General features: G+C 43.8%; 13 protein-coding genes. 10 read left to right on the top strand and 3 right to left on the bottom strand.

Translation table 11 applies throughout. From position 1 onward, the window contains the following. Positions 1–95: 95 nt before the first annotated feature. Complete coding sequence (locus NYE35_RS17650) at positions 96–1319, bottom strand: glucose-1-phosphate adenylyltransferase (RefSeq protein WP_036687640.1); 1224 nt, start codon at positions 1317–1319, stop codon at positions 96–98. Between the two features lie 216 nt (positions 1320–1535). Between NYE35_RS17650 and glgB the strand changes: the two genes are divergently transcribed. The 6 genes from glgB (at position 1536) to NYE35_RS17625 (ending at position 9262) form a co-directional block, all read left to right on the top strand. Further along, positions 1536–3473: a 1,4-alpha-glucan branching protein GlgB gene (glgB, locus tag NYE35_RS17645; RefSeq protein ID WP_341121803.1), complete on the top strand. Its 1938-nt coding sequence runs from the start codon at positions 1536–1538 to the stop codon at positions 3471–3473. A gap of 47 nt (positions 3474–3520) precedes the next feature. Beyond that, positions 3521–4945: a glycogen synthase GlgA gene (gene glgA / locus NYE35_RS17640; protein WP_036687636.1), complete on the top strand. Its 1425-nt coding sequence runs from the start codon at positions 3521–3523 to the stop codon at positions 4943–4945. Positions 4946–5272: 327 nt separating this feature from the next. Further along, positions 5273–6091 carry a transporter substrate-binding domain-containing protein gene (locus NYE35_RS31455; RefSeq protein ID WP_036687634.1) on the top strand — a complete coding sequence of 273 codons (819 nt, stop codon included), beginning with the start codon at positions 5273–5275 and terminating at the stop codon, positions 6089–6091. 105 nt (positions 6092–6196) lie between these two features. Next, the gene (locus NYE35_RS31450; RefSeq protein ID WP_235219554.1) at positions 6197–6862 is read left to right on the top strand and encodes an amino acid ABC transporter permease; all 666 of its coding nucleotides are present in this window, start codon (positions 6197–6199) and stop codon (positions 6860–6862) included. After that, entirely contained in the window at positions 6849–7571 is a 723-nt protein-coding gene (locus tag NYE35_RS17630) for an amino acid ABC transporter ATP-binding protein (protein ID WP_036687633.1), read from the top strand. Before NYE35_RS31450 ends, NYE35_RS17630 begins: the two co-directional genes overlap by 14 nt. A gap of 161 nt (positions 7572–7732) precedes the next feature. After that, complete coding sequence (locus NYE35_RS17625) at positions 7733–9262, top strand: Ppx/GppA phosphatase family protein (protein ID WP_341121802.1); 1530 nt, start codon at positions 7733–7735, stop codon at positions 9260–9262. On the opposite strand, the gene ppk1 is transcribed toward NYE35_RS17625, so the two are convergent. Then, complete coding sequence (gene ppk1, locus NYE35_RS17620; RefSeq protein WP_036687629.1) at positions 9210–11324, bottom strand: polyphosphate kinase 1; 2115 nt, start codon at positions 11322–11324, stop codon at positions 9210–9212. The two genes, NYE35_RS17625 and ppk1, sit on opposite strands and share 53 nt — an antisense overlap. A gap of 400 nt (positions 11325–11724) precedes the next feature. Here ppk1 and NYE35_RS17615 point away from each other — a divergent pair, with 400 nt between their 5' ends. Further along, on the top strand, positions 11725–12381 hold the full coding sequence (locus tag NYE35_RS17615; protein ID WP_038571518.1) for a 3D domain-containing protein: 657 nt from the start codon (positions 11725–11727) through the stop codon (positions 12379–12381). Between the two features lie 100 nt (positions 12382–12481). Here the strand turns inward: NYE35_RS17615 and NYE35_RS17610 are convergent, their stop codons facing one another. Then, positions 12482–13363 (bottom strand): polysaccharide deacetylase family protein, encoded by an 882-nt coding sequence (locus tag NYE35_RS17610; protein WP_036687626.1) that lies wholly within the window; start codon positions 13361–13363, stop codon positions 12482–12484. Between the two features lie 187 nt (positions 13364–13550). Here NYE35_RS17610 and NYE35_RS17605 point away from each other — a divergent pair, with 187 nt between their 5' ends. The 3 genes from NYE35_RS17605 (at position 13551) to NYE35_RS17595 (ending at position 16302) form a co-directional block, all read left to right on the top strand. After that, a complete protein-coding gene (locus NYE35_RS17605; RefSeq protein WP_341121801.1) occupies positions 13551–14585 on the top strand; it encodes an NADH:flavin oxidoreductase/NADH oxidase in 1035 nt (344 codons plus the stop codon). Between the two features lie 87 nt (positions 14586–14672). Then, on the top strand, positions 14673–15377 hold the full coding sequence (locus NYE35_RS17600; protein ID WP_038571515.1) for a dihydroorotate dehydrogenase electron transfer subunit: 705 nt from the start codon (positions 14673–14675) through the stop codon (positions 15375–15377). Then, complete coding sequence (locus NYE35_RS17595; protein WP_038571513.1) at positions 15370–16302, top strand: dihydroorotate dehydrogenase; 933 nt, start codon at positions 15370–15372, stop codon at positions 16300–16302. The genes NYE35_RS17600 and NYE35_RS17595 overlap by 8 nt, the downstream gene beginning before the upstream one ends. Positions 16303–16316: the final 14 nt, after the last annotated feature.

The following is a 16316-nucleotide window of genomic DNA, read 5'->3' as shown; positions in this document are numbered from 1 at the left end:
TTAATTCTTTACAACCGAAGGGGCTGTTGCTCTGGTCATGATCGACCAGGACAACAGCCCCTTTTTATATAAAGTATTTTTCTATATAATGGTTGTTATGAAGGAAGAACTTCACGCAAACGTCCTGTCTTCTCATACACATCCTGAAACAGACGGGAAGGTTGGTTTCGGACCGCCGGCTTGGCAGCCACAGTCTCATGTGGTCCAACGACAACGATATTATTTATGCTTCCCTTGATGACTGCGCCATCCTTAATGATCGCCCCTTCACCAATAATGGCATTCTCAATCAATACTCCACGACCAATGCGAGCTCCAGGCATAATAACACTTTGTTTGATCTGGCTCATCTTACCGATTTCTACCCCATTAAAGACTACAGAACGTTGTAGACTACCTTCTTGGGAGCAGGATTCATTCACGAGAGAGTCCGTTGACGGGATCTGTACACGTGGTTTATGAACTGCAAGCTTAGTCCGGCGAACCCGACTATACATAGGCCAATGAGTCTTGTCTAACTTCATGCCATTGTCTTTTTGCAGAAGGTCCATATGTGCTTCCCAGAGACTGCCGACTGTACCTACATCTCTCCAGTAACCCTTGAAACGGTAAGCGAATAAATCATCATTCTGATCCAGCATGGTAGGAATAACGTCTTTACCAAAGTCATGGCTGGAATTAGGATTAGCTGCATCCCGCAACAAGTGCTCCTTCAGATAAGCCCACTCGAACAGGTAGATACCCATTGAAGCAAGATTACTTTTTGGTACTTTAGGTTTTTCCGCAAATTCGGAAATTTTCAGATCATCGTTTACGTTCATTACTCCAAAACGACTAGCCTCATCCCAAGGAACCTCCATTACGGAGATAGTTGCTTTTGCTCCTTTTTCAATATGATAATTCAGCATCTTACGGTAATTCATATGGTAAATATGATCACCGGATAGAATGAGCACATGTTCTGGGTTGCGGCTATCAATAAAGTCAATGTTTTTATAAATCGCATCAGCAGTTCCTGTATAACTGTCTCTGCCTTCAACACCTGAAGGAAGCAATGTGACACCTTTATCCTTTTGACTAACTAAGCCCCAAGGCTCACCTTCACCGATATGATTATGCAAAGAGTCAGCTTCGTATTGTGTCAGAACACCTACTGTATCAATGTTCGAATTTACACAGTTACTTAGCGGGAAATCAATAATTTTATACTGTCCACCGAAAGGGACTGCAGGCTTAGCCATACTGGAAGTCAAGGGAGCCAATCTGCGGCCTTCCCCTCCTGCCAATAACATGGCGATACAATCTTTTTTGTTGTTCATTTGTTATCCCTCCCATTATTTTGTCAATGCTTGTAATATAAACTTACGACAAGCGCTTGAAACGACATAGGTGAAATATATTGCTTTGTAAACAGAAAAATTACAATTAATATTTCTTTATCAGAAAATCTTTTCTTTTAACATCAAAACATTTTCAAAATGGTAATATTCGGGTAAGGTAATAGGTACAAGCACATTGAAAAAGGTGGTGTAGAATTGGCTGAAAAAGCAAAAATCGAGACCCTTCCGTCAGCTGCTGATATCTATCTGTTCCATGAGGGCACCAATTATCGCAGCTATTCTATGCTGGGTGCACACACTGCCGCTGAAGAAGGCGTTACCGGTGTGCGCTTTACCGTGTGGGCTCCTCATGCGACATATGTAGGACTAGCTGGTGATCATAATGATTGGGACGGAACACAGGGCGTGGACTCGTTATATAAGATACCCGATTCAGGATTTTGGAGTCGTTTTTTTCCGGGAATACAGCCGGGAACTTTTTACAAATACAGGATTCTTGCCTCAGATGGATCAAGTTTCCTAAAAGCGGATCCTTTTGCTTTCAAAGCCGAGGTTCGACCGGCAACGGCTTCGGTAGTAGCAGAACTGGATGGCTACCGATGGGGAGATGCAGCATGGCGTCGGAAAAGCAAAGCGCCTTATCAACAACCAATGAACATTTATGAAATGCACTTCGGTACCTGGCGTCAAAAAGAAGATGGAGAGTTCTACACCTATCGGGAAATGAGCGAGCTCTTAATTCCTTATTTGGTGGAGATGAACTATACACACGTGGAATTTATGCCGCTGGCAGAACATCCATACGATCTATCCTGGGGTTATCAAGGGACGGGGTATTTTGCGGCAACCAGCCGTTATGGCGAACCCCATGAGTTGATGTATTTGATCGATCAGCTGCATCAGGCAGGTATCGGTGTGATTTTAGATTGGGTTCCAGCTCACTTTGCCAAAGACGCACACGGATTACGTATGTTTGATGGAGCGCCACTTTATGAATATGCCGATCCAATGTTAGCTGAAAAACCAGGCTGGGGGACACTTTCGTTTGATTTCAGTAAGCCGGAGATTTCTTCTTTTCTTATTTCTAATGCGCTGTTTTGGTTTGAGTATTATCATATCGACGGAATGCGTGTAGATGCGGTTACCAGTATGCTTCGATTAGATTTCGAAAAACGGGATCATCAATATCGGCGGAATGTTAACGGTGGATTGGAGAATCTGGAAGCCATCAAATTTATCCAGAATCTGAACAAGGCTATCTTTCATTATTTCCCAAAAGCATTGATGATGGCGGAGGAATCCAGTGCTTGGCCGGGGGTTACTGCACCAGTGCATGAAGGAGGCCTTGGCTTCAATTACAAATGGAATATGGGTTGGATGAATGATACGCTAGGCTACATAGAACATGATTTTGGTGGGCGCCCTTATCATCATAATTTACTTACGTTCCCAATATGTTATGCTTATGCCGAAAATTACGCATTGCCGCTATCGCATGACGAGGTTGTCCACGGCAAGAAGTCTTTGTTAGACAAAATGCCGGGTGCTTATGAACAGAAGTTTGCAGGGCTCAGACAGCTGCTGGGATATCAGATCTCACATCCCGGTAAAAAGCTTCTGTTTATGGGTGGAGAGTTCGGTCAGTTTATCGAATGGAAGGATCAGGAGCAGCTGGACTGGCTGCTGTTGGATTATGAGAGCCATCGTCGGATGCTTGCCTACACGGCTGCACTTAATAAACTGTACCGCTCCGAAAAAGCGCTGTGGGAGCTGGATCATGCTCAAGAAGGTTATCAGTGGATTGATGCAGATGACAATGATCAAAGTGTGATTTCGTATATACGACGAGGGAAGAAACCAGGAGATATGCTGCTTATTGTCATCAATTTCCAACCGGTAGAACGGCACAATTATCGTATAGGCGTGCCACGGGCTGGGACATATGAAGAGTTCTTTAGCTCCGAAAATGTAGAGTACGGCGGTTCCGGATTGCACAATGTCCCTCAAAAGAGCGTTAAGCTGGAATGGCACAATCAGGTGAACAGCATAGAGCTGACTCTTCCGCCCCTTAGCTTCCTGGTGTTTAAAAAAACGTCACGAATGGGTAAGAATAAAGAGGCAAAAGAGTTATAGATCTAAGTACGAATAGAGAATCCGTACAGTTTAAGGGGGAAATAATCATGAAAGTTTTATTTGCCGCAGCTGAAGCCCATCCTTTTGTCAAAACGGGTGGTTTGGCCGATGTCATTGGAGCACTACCTAAAGCGCTGAAGGCTGCCGGGGTAGATGTACGAGTGATTTTGCCTAAATATCGTGGGATTCCTGACAAGTTCACCGCTCAAATGGAGCATTTAACGGAAGTGTATGTCCCAATTGGCTGGCGAAAACAATACTGTGGAATTGAACGCATTATCTATGAGGGTATCCCCGTTTATTTTATCGACAATGAGTATTATTTTGGGCGTGATGGAATTTATGGTTATATGGACGATGGTGAACGGTTTGCGTTCTATAATCGTGCAGTACTGGAGTGTCTGCCGGCCATTGATTTCCAGCCTGATGTTCTGCATTGCCATGATTGGCACGCGGCCGTAATTCCAATGCTCCTACAGGGGCATTATCGTCACAATCCATTTTACAGTGAAATGCGGAGTGTATTTACAATACATAACCTGTTGTATCAGGGAGTATTTCCTTATGAAGTACTTGGAGAGCTGTTAGGTCTGGATAGCAGTTATTTTGGTAGTGTGGAGTACTATGGTAATGTGAATTTCTTAAAAGGCGGGATTGTATTCAGTGATCGGGTCACGACCGTTAGTCCGACCTATTCAGAAGAAATTCGCACACCTTATTATGGTTACGGCTTGGATGGTTTATTGAACGCACGGTCAGATGTTTTAAGTGGTATTGTGAATGGCATTGATACTAAAAGTTATAATCCAGCGACAGATTCCAGCCTTGTCACCCGTTATCGTTCCAATTTAACCAAGAAGACGGAGAACAAAGTAGCCTTGCAGGAAGAGCTGGGATTACCAGTAGATGCTAATATCCCAATGGTAGCTATGGTCACGCGTCTTGTGGACTCCAAAGGCTTAGATCTGCTTACCCGAGTGCTGGATGAGCTGCTATATCACGATGATATTCAATTTGTGCTGCTTGGAACTGGTGATGAATCCTACGAGCGTTGGTTCAAGGAAGCAGCATGGCGTTATCCGACAAAGCTGTCTTCACAGATCCTATTTAATGATGCACTCTCACGTAAAATATATGCTGCCAGCGATATCTTCCTTATGCCGTCCAAGTTTGAGCCATGTGGCATCAGTCAGCTGCTCGCTTTGCGCTATGGTAGTATACCCGTTGTACGTGAGACAGGTGGCCTCAATGATACTGTGCACGCTTATAATGAAGAAACCGGTGAAGGCAATGGCTTTACGTTCAGCAATTATAATGCTCACGATATGATGTTTACGCTGCGCCGGGCACTTTCTTTTTACAAGCAGCCTGAACATTGGAAAAAGATCACAAAAAATGCATTCGCGGGAGATTATAGCTGGAATGTATCCGCTCAACAGTACATGGACATCTATGATGATATAACAAGATAAAGTTTAACAAATTCTGTAATGGGTTAATAAGGGATTGCACCCGGGAGTATGGTAAATACTCTGGGAGCAGTCCTTTTTTTATGACAGAAGGGAATGAATAATCGAATGATTTAGCTAGTATAGGGGATAGTAAAAATGTATAAATCTTGCTTCATCGTGAATAAAAACGGTTTTTTAGTTGTGTATTATAGAATTACCCTCATAGAAATCCATTAAAAGGAAGTTATTGTCACAATTATGCCTTTGCATATTCATGCGTTCTGATTTATAATAAGTCAGTCATTGGGTCAACTTAGATTTTTTCATATGAATAGGGGAGATATAGAAATGAACAAATGGGGTAAACTTAGTTTAGGAATGGTATTAGCGGTAGGTCTGCTCTCAGGCTGCGGTCAAAATAAAAATGATAATGATACCGCTGCTAGTGGTAATGCAAATTCCGGTGCAGTTACTAAAAAGCTGATTATGGGAACAAGTGCAGATTTTCCTCCGTACGAATTCCATAAAGTAGTGGACGGAAAAGATACCATCGTAGGTTTCGATATCGACATCGCTAAAGAAATTGCTGCTGACATGGGCGCTGAGCTTGAAGTTAAGGATCTGCCTTTTGATTCACTGCTTAACGAATTGTCCAGTGGACGTGTAGATATGGTGATTTCCGGTCTTAGCCCGACTGAAGAACGCAAAAAAGCGGTTGAACTCTCAGATATTTATTACAAAGCAGAGCAAGCTATTGTAGTGCGCGAAGCAGATAAAGATAAATACGCTACTATGGACGCGGTGAAGGGCACCAAAATTGGTGTACAGACAGGCTCTATTCAAGAAGAAATCGCCAAAGAGATTGAAGGCGCAAAGATCACTTCTCTTGGTAAAATCTCCGAGATCGTTCTGCAATTGCAATCTAACCGTATCGATACAGCAATTATTGAAGGACCTGTAGCCAAATCTTTTGTTAAGAATTTAGCGGGTCTTGTAATTACCGATGCTAAGCCTGAAGTAGAAGATGATGGATACGCAATTGGTATTAAAAAAGGCAATACAGAGCTTCTAGATAAAGTAAATGCAACACTTAAACGTCTAGAATCAGAAGGTAAGATTGATGAATATGTAGCGGCAGCCAGTGAGCTTGCTGAAAGCACGAAGTAAGGAATGGATATTGTTTTAGGTCTGCTGAAGTAAATTGTATGTGTATTACAGAAAATAGCGGAACTTTGCTATTTTCTATTTTTTTGGAGATAGGGGGATAAGATATTGGATATTACTTTATTTAGAATGGCTTATGATTATCGTGATCTTTTCTTGACTGGATTACAATATACCTTGCTTCTTGCTGTTCTTGGTGTCTTTTTTGGCTTCATTCTTGGGATTATCGTCTCTCTACTACGGATGTCAAAATGGAGAGTGTTACGTTTCTTAGCCACTGCTTGGGTTGAATTTTTGCGGGGCACTCCAATGCTTGTGCAACTGTTTCTCATCCATTACGGGCTGGCGACGTTTGGGATTGAGTTTACTCCGATTCAGTCCGGGGCGATTACACTCTCCATTAACAGTTCTGCTTATCTGGCAGAAATATTTCGCGCCGGAATTCAGGGTGTCGATCGTGGACAAACGGAGGCCGCACGTTCACTTGGAATGAAACAAGGGATGACAATGCGTCATATTGTACTTCCTCAGGCACTTAAAAGTGTACTTCCGGCAATCGGTAATGAATTCATTACCATTATCAAGGAATCATCAATTATTTCATTTATCGGAGTAACGGATTTGATGTTTCAAGCTCGTACGGTTACAACGATTTCGTATGATGGTATGACACCACTCGTGATTGCTGCCTTTATGTATTTTGTTCTAACGTTTACGCTTTCCAAGATCCTAGGTAGACTCGAAAGGAGGCTGAATACCGATGATCGCCGTTAAGAACCTGCAGAAGCATTATGGAAAGCTGGAGATTCTCAAGGGAATCGATTTGGAGATTAAAAAGGGTGAGGTTGTCGTTGTAATCGGGCCCAGTGGTTCGGGAAAAAGTACCTTTCTGCGTTGCTTGAATCTATTGGAGCAGCCTACAGGTGGAGAGATCACTTTTGAAGGGGAATCGATCACCTCAAAGAAGCATGATATCAATGCAACGCGTGAGAAGATGGGGATGGTTTTTCAACAGTTCAACCTTTTTCCGCACAAAACCGTTCTGCAAAACATTACACTCGCACCGATTAAAGTAAGAAAACAGCAACAGGCTGTGGCCGATAAATTCGCAATGGAGCTCCTCAAGACTGTAGGGCTTGAAGATAAAAAGGATGTTTATCCAGCTCAATTGTCCGGTGGACAGAAGCAGCGGATTGCGATTGCTCGTGCATTAGCCATGCAGCCGCATGTGATGCTTTTTGATGAGCCTACCTCAGCGCTTGATCCGGAAATGGTAGGAGAGGTACTTGAGGTTATGAAAAAGCTTGCCGAAGACGGAATGACAATGGTTATTGTTACACATGAGATGGGCTTTGCCCGTGAAGTGGGTGACCGCATTCTGTTTATGGATGGCGGGGTAATCGTTGAACAGGGTACTCCTGAACAAGTATTTGGTAATCCTACACATGCTCGGACTAAGGATTTTTTAAGTAAAGTATTATAAAGAATTCGTCAAAACGGCCCTGGACAAGTATCCGGTGGCCGTTTTGTTATAGGGTCCTGAGGGTAATGTGGGGATATATCGCTGGGACTGAGTTCATTTATTTATGTAAACCATGTATAATAGATGGTCAGTCAATCAACAGGAAAAGGAGTACATACATAATGAGAGATGATCTACGCCGGATAGGCATTATTGATATTGGTTCGAACTCCATTCGTCTTGTAATTTATGATACAACGCGCGAAGGAGGCTATAAGATCATCAAGGAGTGTAAGTACTCCGCTCGCCTTAGTGAGAAGATTACGAAGGAGAATAGACTGGAACAAAAGGACATGGAAACGATTGTTCCGGTCTTGCGGCAGTTTAAGGAAATCTGCAATGCTTTTGCAGTGGAAACCATTCGGGCGGGTGCAACGGCAGCTATTCGTAATGCAGCTAACTCAAGCGAAATAATAAGCTTTTTGTCACAATCCTCTTCCATTCCGATTGAGGTGATCAGTGGCCACCAGGAGGCATATTATGGCTTCTTGGGTGTTATTAATGCCTTTAATGTAGAGGATGGTTATGTCATTGATATTGGTGGCGGGAGTACTGAAATCACTCTTTTTTGTCAGCGGCGTTATCAACATAGCATTTCTTTCCCGTTCGGGGCAGTAAATACCAATCTAATGTTTGGTCAAGGTGGGAATTGGAGCGATGAGCAGATTCACAAGCTGCAGACCTTTGTTCTGGGCAGGCTGGTTGAGCATGATTGGCTAAATGCCAAAGCTGGGCTTCCTTTATTCGGTTTAGGAGGGACGGTTCGTTCTTTGGGGAAGCTGGATCAGAAGACACGAGCATACTCATTGCCTAACTCCCACGGTTATACGATGACCAGTGAGACAATCGAGCACTTTATGAACACCCTACCTTCAATGCCTTACGAAAAACGTAAGGATTTAGATGGATTATCTAAGAGTCGGGCGGATATCATTGTATCCGGGTTGATTATTTTCCATACGGTGTATCAGTATATTGGGGCGAGTGAGGCGATAATCAGCGGGGAGGGACTCAGAGAAGGTTTGCTGCATGATCTGTTGGAGCCGGAGCAGCCAGTGCGTGATAGTGCTTTAGAATATAGCTTAAACACGATCATTCGCTTTGATATTCATACCTCTAAACGGTATTTAGATCATATCAACAAGCTAGCGCTCAGCCTGTTTGACGCATTTAAAGATGAATCGAATAGAGCAGAGCACGAGATGTTAATCTATGTGTCCATCATGCTGCATCGTACGGGAACGAATATTAACTATTACCAATCCAAACGACATACTTTGTATTGGTTGATGAATTCACCGATTCGTGGACTTACCCACCGTCAGCTTATTCTTTGCGCTATGATTGCCTCATACAGCACAAAAAGCCGGAAGCAGAAATTGTCCCAACAACATAAGGACATTTTGCTGCCATCCGACGAAGAGTGGATTCATAAGCTCGGATCGCTTGTCCAGCTTAGCATTGCGCTGGACAGCACGGAGATTGGAATTGTAAGCGGCCTGAAGGCCGATCTGCACGGCAATACGCTTCATCTGGACTTAGAGGGCGCATCGTCACTGCTAATTGGCCTAGAGGACATTGAGAACGCGATAAAAGCATTTAAGAATGCTTGGGCGGTGAAGGTAAAACTCGGCTTCCCTTCCAACGTGTAACATCCATTGCAGCAAACTGGCTCCGGAAAGGGGCCTTTTTGTCGTCTGGTTGTTCGTAATATCCATTAGCCTGCAAGAAGCTGGCTTTAACATTATCTTGTAGAGACAACTCTAGAATCTTGACGATCTGTTTACGGATGCCGCTGTCTCTGACAGGACACATCAGCTCAATCCGGCGGGTTAGGTTTCTAGTCATCCAGTCGGCACTGGATAAATACACCTCAGGTTTGCCGCCATTTTCGAAATAATAGATCCGGGAGTGCTCCAGAAAACGGTCTACGATACTGCGTACTGTAATGTTTTCACTTAAGCCCTCTATTCCCGGACGTAGGCAGCAAACCCCTCGCACGATTAAGTCAATGGAGACACCGGCTTGGGCTGCGCCATATAAATCGTCGATCACTTGCTGATTAGAGAGTGAGTTCATCTTGGCGATTATTCGTGCGGGTCTGCCTGCCCGCGCATGTTCAGCTTCACGCATCATTAGCTTTTGCAGGGATAAGCTCATATTCGTTGGCGCTACAATGAAGGAATGCCAGTCAAAATTAGCCGAATATCCAGTCATTTGATTAAACAGCTCGGAAGCATCCAGTCCGATATCGCTTTGGGCGGTGAATAGACTGAGATCCGTGTAAGCCTTGGCTGTACTGTCATTATAGTTTCCTGTGCCTACATGCACGTAACGACGCAGTTCAGGGCCTTCCTGGCGGACAATCAAGGTCACTTTGGCATGCGTTTTGAGTCCGATCAGACCATAAACGACATGACAGCCTGATTTTTCAAGCTGGCGTGCCCAAGCGATGTTCCGTTCCTCATCAAATCGGGCTTTTAACTCTACAACCACTGTAACTTGCTTGCCAGACTCCGCAGCATTGGCTAGTGCAGTGATAAGTGGAGAATTTCCGCTGACACGGTATAAGGTCATTTTAATAGCCATCACTTGCTCATCTTCTGAAGCTTGAATGATAAAGTCTGTCATCGCATCAAAAGACTCGTAAGGGTGGTAGACTAATACATCCCGTTCACGCAGCACCTCGAAGAAATCCTCGTTTTCTTGAAATTCAGCAGGGTAGACCGGCTCAATAGGTGGATAGTTCAAGTAACTAAAACCTTTTAAGCTTCCGGCAAAATTACGAAGAAAGCCCAGATCGAGCGGACCTTCTATTTCAAATACGAAGTCCTCCAGCTCAAATTCAGCTTGCAGCTGCTCAAGAGCATAGGGATGGATACCTTTTTGTACCTCCAGACGAGCAGGCACCCCGCGACGACGCTTGCGCAGCTCTTTTTCGATCTCTTCCAGCAGATCCTCGGCACCTTCCTCATCGATTGTAAGATCTGAGTTACGAGTCAAACGAAACTCACTAACCGCAACAGGTTCGTAACCGCTGAATAAGGTTTGAATGTGATGGCGGATCACATCTTCAATAAATACAAATTGTCTTTTCTTACTATTAGAGCGGTGTGGAAGAGGGATACATCTTGGCAGATTCGAAGGAATTTGCAGGATAGCAAAATAAGGCTCCTCTTCAAGGCCATTCTTACGAGTAAGAACAACAGCTAGGTAGATAAACTGGCTGTGCACGAGTGGAAACGGCCGGCTCTGATCAACAGCCATTGGCGTAAGTACAGGATAGATGATATCCCGGTAATACTGTTCTATGGACTGCTCTTGGGCATGGGTAAGATCCTTATAATCCACAAATACGATGCCTTCTTTATGCAAACTCCGCGAAATATCACGGAATGTCCGGTATTGATCGGCAATGATTTTGGTTACGCGTTTGATGAGGCGTTTATACAGCCCGGAAGGGGTGTAGCCTGTGAAATCTTTTTTAGTATAACCCGCCCGGATCTGATCTTGAATTCCCGCTACGCGAACGCTTATGAATTCATCCAGATTGCTCGAGACGATTGCCAGAAATCTGGCACGTTCCATTAAAGGGTTATCAGGGTCCTGCGCCTCCTTGAGTACACGGCGGTTAAATTCGATCCAGCTCAAATCCCTATTGAGGTAAGCAGTGGCTGGACTGCTTTGGTTGTTTTTAATCTCTTCTGTATTCATGGGACCTCCAAATATGCTTCGATGTCTGTATCTCAAATCTATTTATCATATTCTATCATTTTACTATTGGATGAGGCACGAAATGTTAAATCTATGTAAAATCTCAAAGAATATTATTTAATTATTTTATATAATAGGATATGATTGTCGCTAATTAGTTAACATAATAAAAATTATGTTAACTTCTTAATGAATCAAAGACAATAATTAAACATGTTATTTCAGAATGGTAACAATTACATACGCATAGGTTACAAAATTGTGATATATTAAGTCCTGTCAGTTTTACAAAAGACAACAATACATCAGGACATCACACAAGATGTACATAAGTACAGGAAATGTACACGAGCGTATACGGAAGTCATACCGCTTACGCCCATCTAAAGAGGAGGCATTTATGAAGAACAAGTTCAGAACCATTAAAACCCTTGCTGCAGTTATGGGAATTAGTGCATTGCTGCACACCGCTCCTGCTTTTGCAGACAGCGTTCATATTGCAAAGGAAGGCAATACTTTCTATACTCTTTCTCAACAATACAATGTCGGTGTTAATGATCTAATGAAAGCTAATCCAAACGTTGCAGCTCTTAATATTTACGATGGACTTAAAATAACGATCCCTAGTAAAATGCAAGCAGAGTCTGTAGCTACGACAGAAACTCCAGTGCTTACCCCAAGCCTGAATGTTACTCCAGAATCAAAAACAGTTGAAGCATGGGGCAAGTCATTTAACTATGAGAAAACGATACAAGTTAAGGCTTCTGCTTATTCCTCAGCGGCTAGTGAGAATGGAGGCTGGGGTGCGGTTGATTATTTTGGAAACCCACTTAAGCTAGGAACCATTGCGGTTGATCCAAGTGTAATTCCTCTTGGAACAAAAGTGTTGGTTACCGGCCATTCACACTCAGGATTGCCTAAAGAAGCTTTTCTGGCTACTGCAACCGATATGGGAAGTGCCATTAAAGGTAACCGCATCGATATCTTTATTCCAGGCAGCCAAAGCTTTGTAGCGGATTTTGGTTATCAATATGTACAATTATACATTGTTAAATAGCTAGATAAAAATATAGAGATTTATACAGAGATATGGAATGGTTTTAAATAGGTTAAACAAGAAACGGAGGGAGTCCTTAGCGGCTGCCTCCGTTTCTTGTTTATTTATTTTTAGAGACCTGCAGCAATTGAGGAACGGTAACGAAAGAATAGCCACGTTTACGCATTATCGTGATTACCTCAGGTAAAGCCTGAATCGTTCCACTAAGATCACTACCCGGCCCACCTCCACCATGCTGAAGGATAATTGCTCCTTTTCCAGCATTAGCTAAGATGTTATTTCTAACTTGAGTTTTGGAAAGTCCCTTCCAGTCCAACGAATCCACATTCCAATTTACAAGCTTATAACCATGATTTTTTGCCCATCTCAACTGTTGCTCAGAGATATCTCCATAGGGTGGACGAATCAAGCGTGGTTTATATCCGGCTAAGGTTTGAATAATGTTCTCGGTCTCAATGATCTGTGATCTGAAATCATGCATCTTCAGCTTCACAAACTGAGGATGGTCATAAGAGTGATTTCCAATAGCATGTCCTTCTCTAATCATCCGCTTCACTAGAGCAGGATGTTTCTCAGCTCGGCTTCCTACCACGAAGAAGGTTGCTTTGACATGATATTTTTTAAGAACATCTAGCAATTGGGGTGTAAACCTTGGGTCAGGCACATCGTCAAAAGTTAAGGCGATGACTTTATTCCGAGGACCGCTGGTCTTAAAGGTCTCGGGATATTTGTGTAATAGCTGACTCAGAGACAAGCCCTTAGTGTTCTTATTGTTGCTGCTCGTTGAATTATTTGTAGTAGAAGTTCCCGCAGATATCGCCTTGTCTTCGTCAGTGGTCTGCGTACTTTTAATTTGATCCTGTGAGGACTTCTGATTCTGAGCTGGAGCTGAAGCAACCTCTGCTGAAGAGGTTGGAAATAGCAGGACAATGATTGATCCTAATACTACCAGCAGTTTCTGGACTCTCCGTTGATCATACATCCCCAAATGCCTCCTTTACTACCTGATCATCACCATATTCTTCATTGTTATCTCCATTGAAGGATGAATTTATGCCGTTTCTTCAAGGTCTCTGGTAAAGATTTCTTGCACACACTAATGCGTGTATACTAAATAGAACGGGATATTCCCGGGCCAATTATAGACAGGTGGAAGGATGGGGACAAGGATGTCAGAATTGTTTGCACCTTATGAATTGAAGGGTTTAACGCTGAAAAATCGTATTGTTATGCCACCTATGTGCCAGTATTCGGTGGATAAAGAGGATGGCATCCCCAATGATTGGCATTTTGTTCATTATGTAAGCCGTGCTATTGGAGGTACTGGTCTAATCATTGTCGAGATGACTGGAGTACATCCGGACGGTAGAATAACGAACCGGGATACAGGGATTTGGAGTGATACGCATATAGAGGCGTATCGTAAGCTCACAGATAGTGTACATGCCTATGGAGCAAAAATAGCCATTCAACTAGGGCATGCCGGACGTAAAGCGGTCGATGCTGAGCCGCCGGTTGCACCTTCTGCAATTCCTTTTGATGCTCGTTCTAAGCAGCCACAGGCGCTTTCTAAGGAAGGCATCCTTGAGATGATAGAAGCCTTTCGTGATGCCGCTCGTAGAGCTGTGGAGGCAGGATTTGATACTGTGGAGATTCATGGTGCGCATGGTTACTTAATTCACCAGTTTCATTCACCTCTGTCCAACCTCAGAGAGGATGAATATGGACAAGATCCTGCACTTTTTGGAGAACAAGTAGTTGCAGCAATCCGAGAAGTAGTGCCAGTAGATATGCCCTTGATCATGAGGGTATCCGCGAAAGAATATGTTGATGGTGGATATGATGCTGCCTATGCCCTGGAGTTTTGCCGCCGATATAAGGATGCTGGAGTGGATATGTTCCATGTGTCTTCAGGTGGTGAAGGGCCCATTGGCTCTAATGGTGGACCTAATGCGGGCCCAGCCTACCAAGCAGATCTGGCAGAATATATTCGCAGTGGATTACAAGTGCCAGTAATTGCGGTAGGACGGCTTGAAGCCTATTCTGAGGCACAGTCCATCATTGCAGAAAAAAGGGCGGAGCTTGTAGCTATTGGCCGTGGGATGTTAAGTGATCCTTATTGGGCTTTACATGCTGAAGAAGCGCTTGGTGGCGTACATGATGTACCTAAACCTTATGAACGTGGGATTTGGAAAAGAGGCTAGACCGTTTTCGATGTGAAGTTTGTCACAGATTTTATGCTCCTTCTAAGGCAATCTTAATAAAGATAAAATTTGAAGGAGCTTGATAACGTGGGGACGGTTCTAAGTAACGAACGGCTGACAGATGGTGTGTATCACCTTAAGGTAGAGACGAATAGTGGCGGAGCAATGGGTCAATTCTACATGTTACGGGCATGGGGAGCTTACCCCATCCTATCCAGACCCTTAAGTATACATGAAGTACACGAGGATAGTGTTGAATTTCTGTATCACGTAGTTGGGGAAGGTACGGAGATATTCTCACGACTGGGTTCAGGTGATTCGGTAGAGCTTGAGGGCCCTTTTGGAAATGGATTTCCACAGGTTGAAGGGAAGGTTGCGCTCATCGGCGGTGGGATCGGAATTGCACCGCTATATTATTGTGCGAAGCAGCTTCCGGGGAGTGATATCTTTTTGGGCTTTAGCCGTGAAGCTTACCGGACAGAAGCGTTTCGCCCACTTGCAAGTGAACTTGTAGTCGATGTTGGCGGTTTAATTTTGGATAGTGTGGATTTCAGCCAATATGATCATGTCTTTGTCTGCGGCCCACACCCTATGCTTAAAGCTGCTCAACGTAAAGGCATTGCTGCTGAAGAAGCAGGCAGTAGAACGAAAGTATACCTTTCTCTAGAGAACCGAATGGCTTGTGGGATTGGAGCCTGTCTGGTCTGCAGTGTATCCTGCCGTGATGGTCAAAAGAAGGCCTGTGCAGACGGACCTGTGTTTCTTTCTGAGGAGGTGATTTTCCATGACTAAGTTGAACACAACAATTGCTGGCGTTCATTTTAAAAATCCAATTATAATGGCCTCTGGAACGTTTGGTTTTGGCCGTGAATATGGCAAGCTGTATGATGTGTCTCTGCTGGGTGGAATCTCTGGCAAGGGGTTAACCCTCAATCCGAAAGCGGGGAATCCCGGCACTCGTGTATATGAGACAGCTTCTGGTATGCTGAATAGTGTGGGACTCGAGAATCCGGGTGTAGCTGCATTTATAGATAAAGAATGCCCTTATTGGGAAACACTCGATACTGCTCGTTTGGTCAACCTGGGTGGAGGCACACTTGAAGATTATGTTCTTGGTGCTGAGATGATTCAGCGGGATGCAGATGCTCGTGCGAGTGCAGGTAAGACAGCAGTGGACATGATTGAATTGAATATTTCTTGTCCAAATGTTAAAGAGGGCGGCATTGCGTTTGGGATCCAAACTTCAGAAGCTCAAAAAGTAGTACAGGCTGTTAGACGCGCAACTAAACTGCCCCTCGCTGTAAAGCTGTCGCCGGGAGCCGAAAATATCGTTGAAATGGCACAAATGTGTCAGGAAGAGGGGGCAGACGCTGTCTCGCTCATCAACACGATCTCAGGAATGAAGATTGATGTCCGCCGCAGAAGCAGTGTATTCAATAACTTATATGCTGGATTGTCTGGACCTGCGATTAAGCCTGTCGCTCTGCGTATGGTGCATCAAGTTGCACAAAACGTAACGATTCCCGTGATCGGAATGGGTGGCATCACTTCAGCGACGGATATAATCGAGTTTATTATGGCAGGTGCTGCAGTTATCCAAGTGGGAACTTATAATTTCATGAATTTGCGTGCAGGTAGTCAGCTAGTTGCAGAGCTTGAGCAATTTATGGTTGAAGAAAATATTCAATCACTAGAGGAAATACGGGGCATTATATAAAGTGAAGCAGTGAG

The sequence above is a fragment of the Paenibacillus sp. FSL L8-0494 genome (genome assembly GCF_038003695.1).
Lineage (GTDB): Bacteria > Bacillota > Bacilli > Paenibacillales > Paenibacillaceae > Paenibacillus_AQ > Paenibacillus_AQ odorifer.
The sequence above is the reverse complement of the archived record's forward strand: the minus strand, read 5'-3'. Positions and strand labels throughout refer to the sequence as shown.

What these genes read in the sequence shown, in the direction of transcription:
- glgA (WP_036687636.1), top strand. Translation starts at nt 3,521, where the DNA reads ATGAAAGTTTTATTTGCCGCAGCTGAAGCCCATCCTTTTGTCAAAACG.
- NYE35_RS17605 (WP_341121801.1), top strand. Translation starts at nt 13,551, where the DNA reads ATGTCAGAATTGTTTGCACCTTATGAATTGAAGGGTTTAACGCTGAAA.
- NYE35_RS17615 (WP_038571518.1), top strand. Translation starts at nt 11,725, where the DNA reads ATGAAGAACAAGTTCAGAACCATTAAAACCCTTGCTGCAGTTATGGGA.
- NYE35_RS31455 (WP_036687634.1), top strand. Translation starts at nt 5,273, where the DNA reads ATGAACAAATGGGGTAAACTTAGTTTAGGAATGGTATTAGCGGTAGGT.
- NYE35_RS17595 (WP_038571513.1), top strand. Translation starts at nt 15,370, where the DNA reads ATGACTAAGTTGAACACAACAATTGCTGGCGTTCATTTTAAAAATCCA.
- NYE35_RS17650 (WP_036687640.1), bottom strand. Translation starts at nt 1,319, where the DNA reads ATGAACAACAAAAAAGATTGTATCGCCATGTTATTGGCAGGAGGGGAA.
- NYE35_RS17610 (WP_036687626.1), bottom strand. Translation starts at nt 13,363, where the DNA reads ATGTATGATCAACGGAGAGTCCAGAAACTGCTGGTAGTATTAGGATCA.
- NYE35_RS17630 (WP_036687633.1), top strand. Translation starts at nt 6,849, where the DNA reads ATGATCGCCGTTAAGAACCTGCAGAAGCATTATGGAAAGCTGGAGATT.
- ppk1 (WP_036687629.1), bottom strand. Translation starts at nt 11,324, where the DNA reads ATGAATACAGAAGAGATTAAAAACAACCAAAGCAGTCCAGCCACTGCT.
- NYE35_RS17625 (WP_341121802.1), top strand. Translation starts at nt 7,733, where the DNA reads ATGAGAGATGATCTACGCCGGATAGGCATTATTGATATTGGTTCGAAC.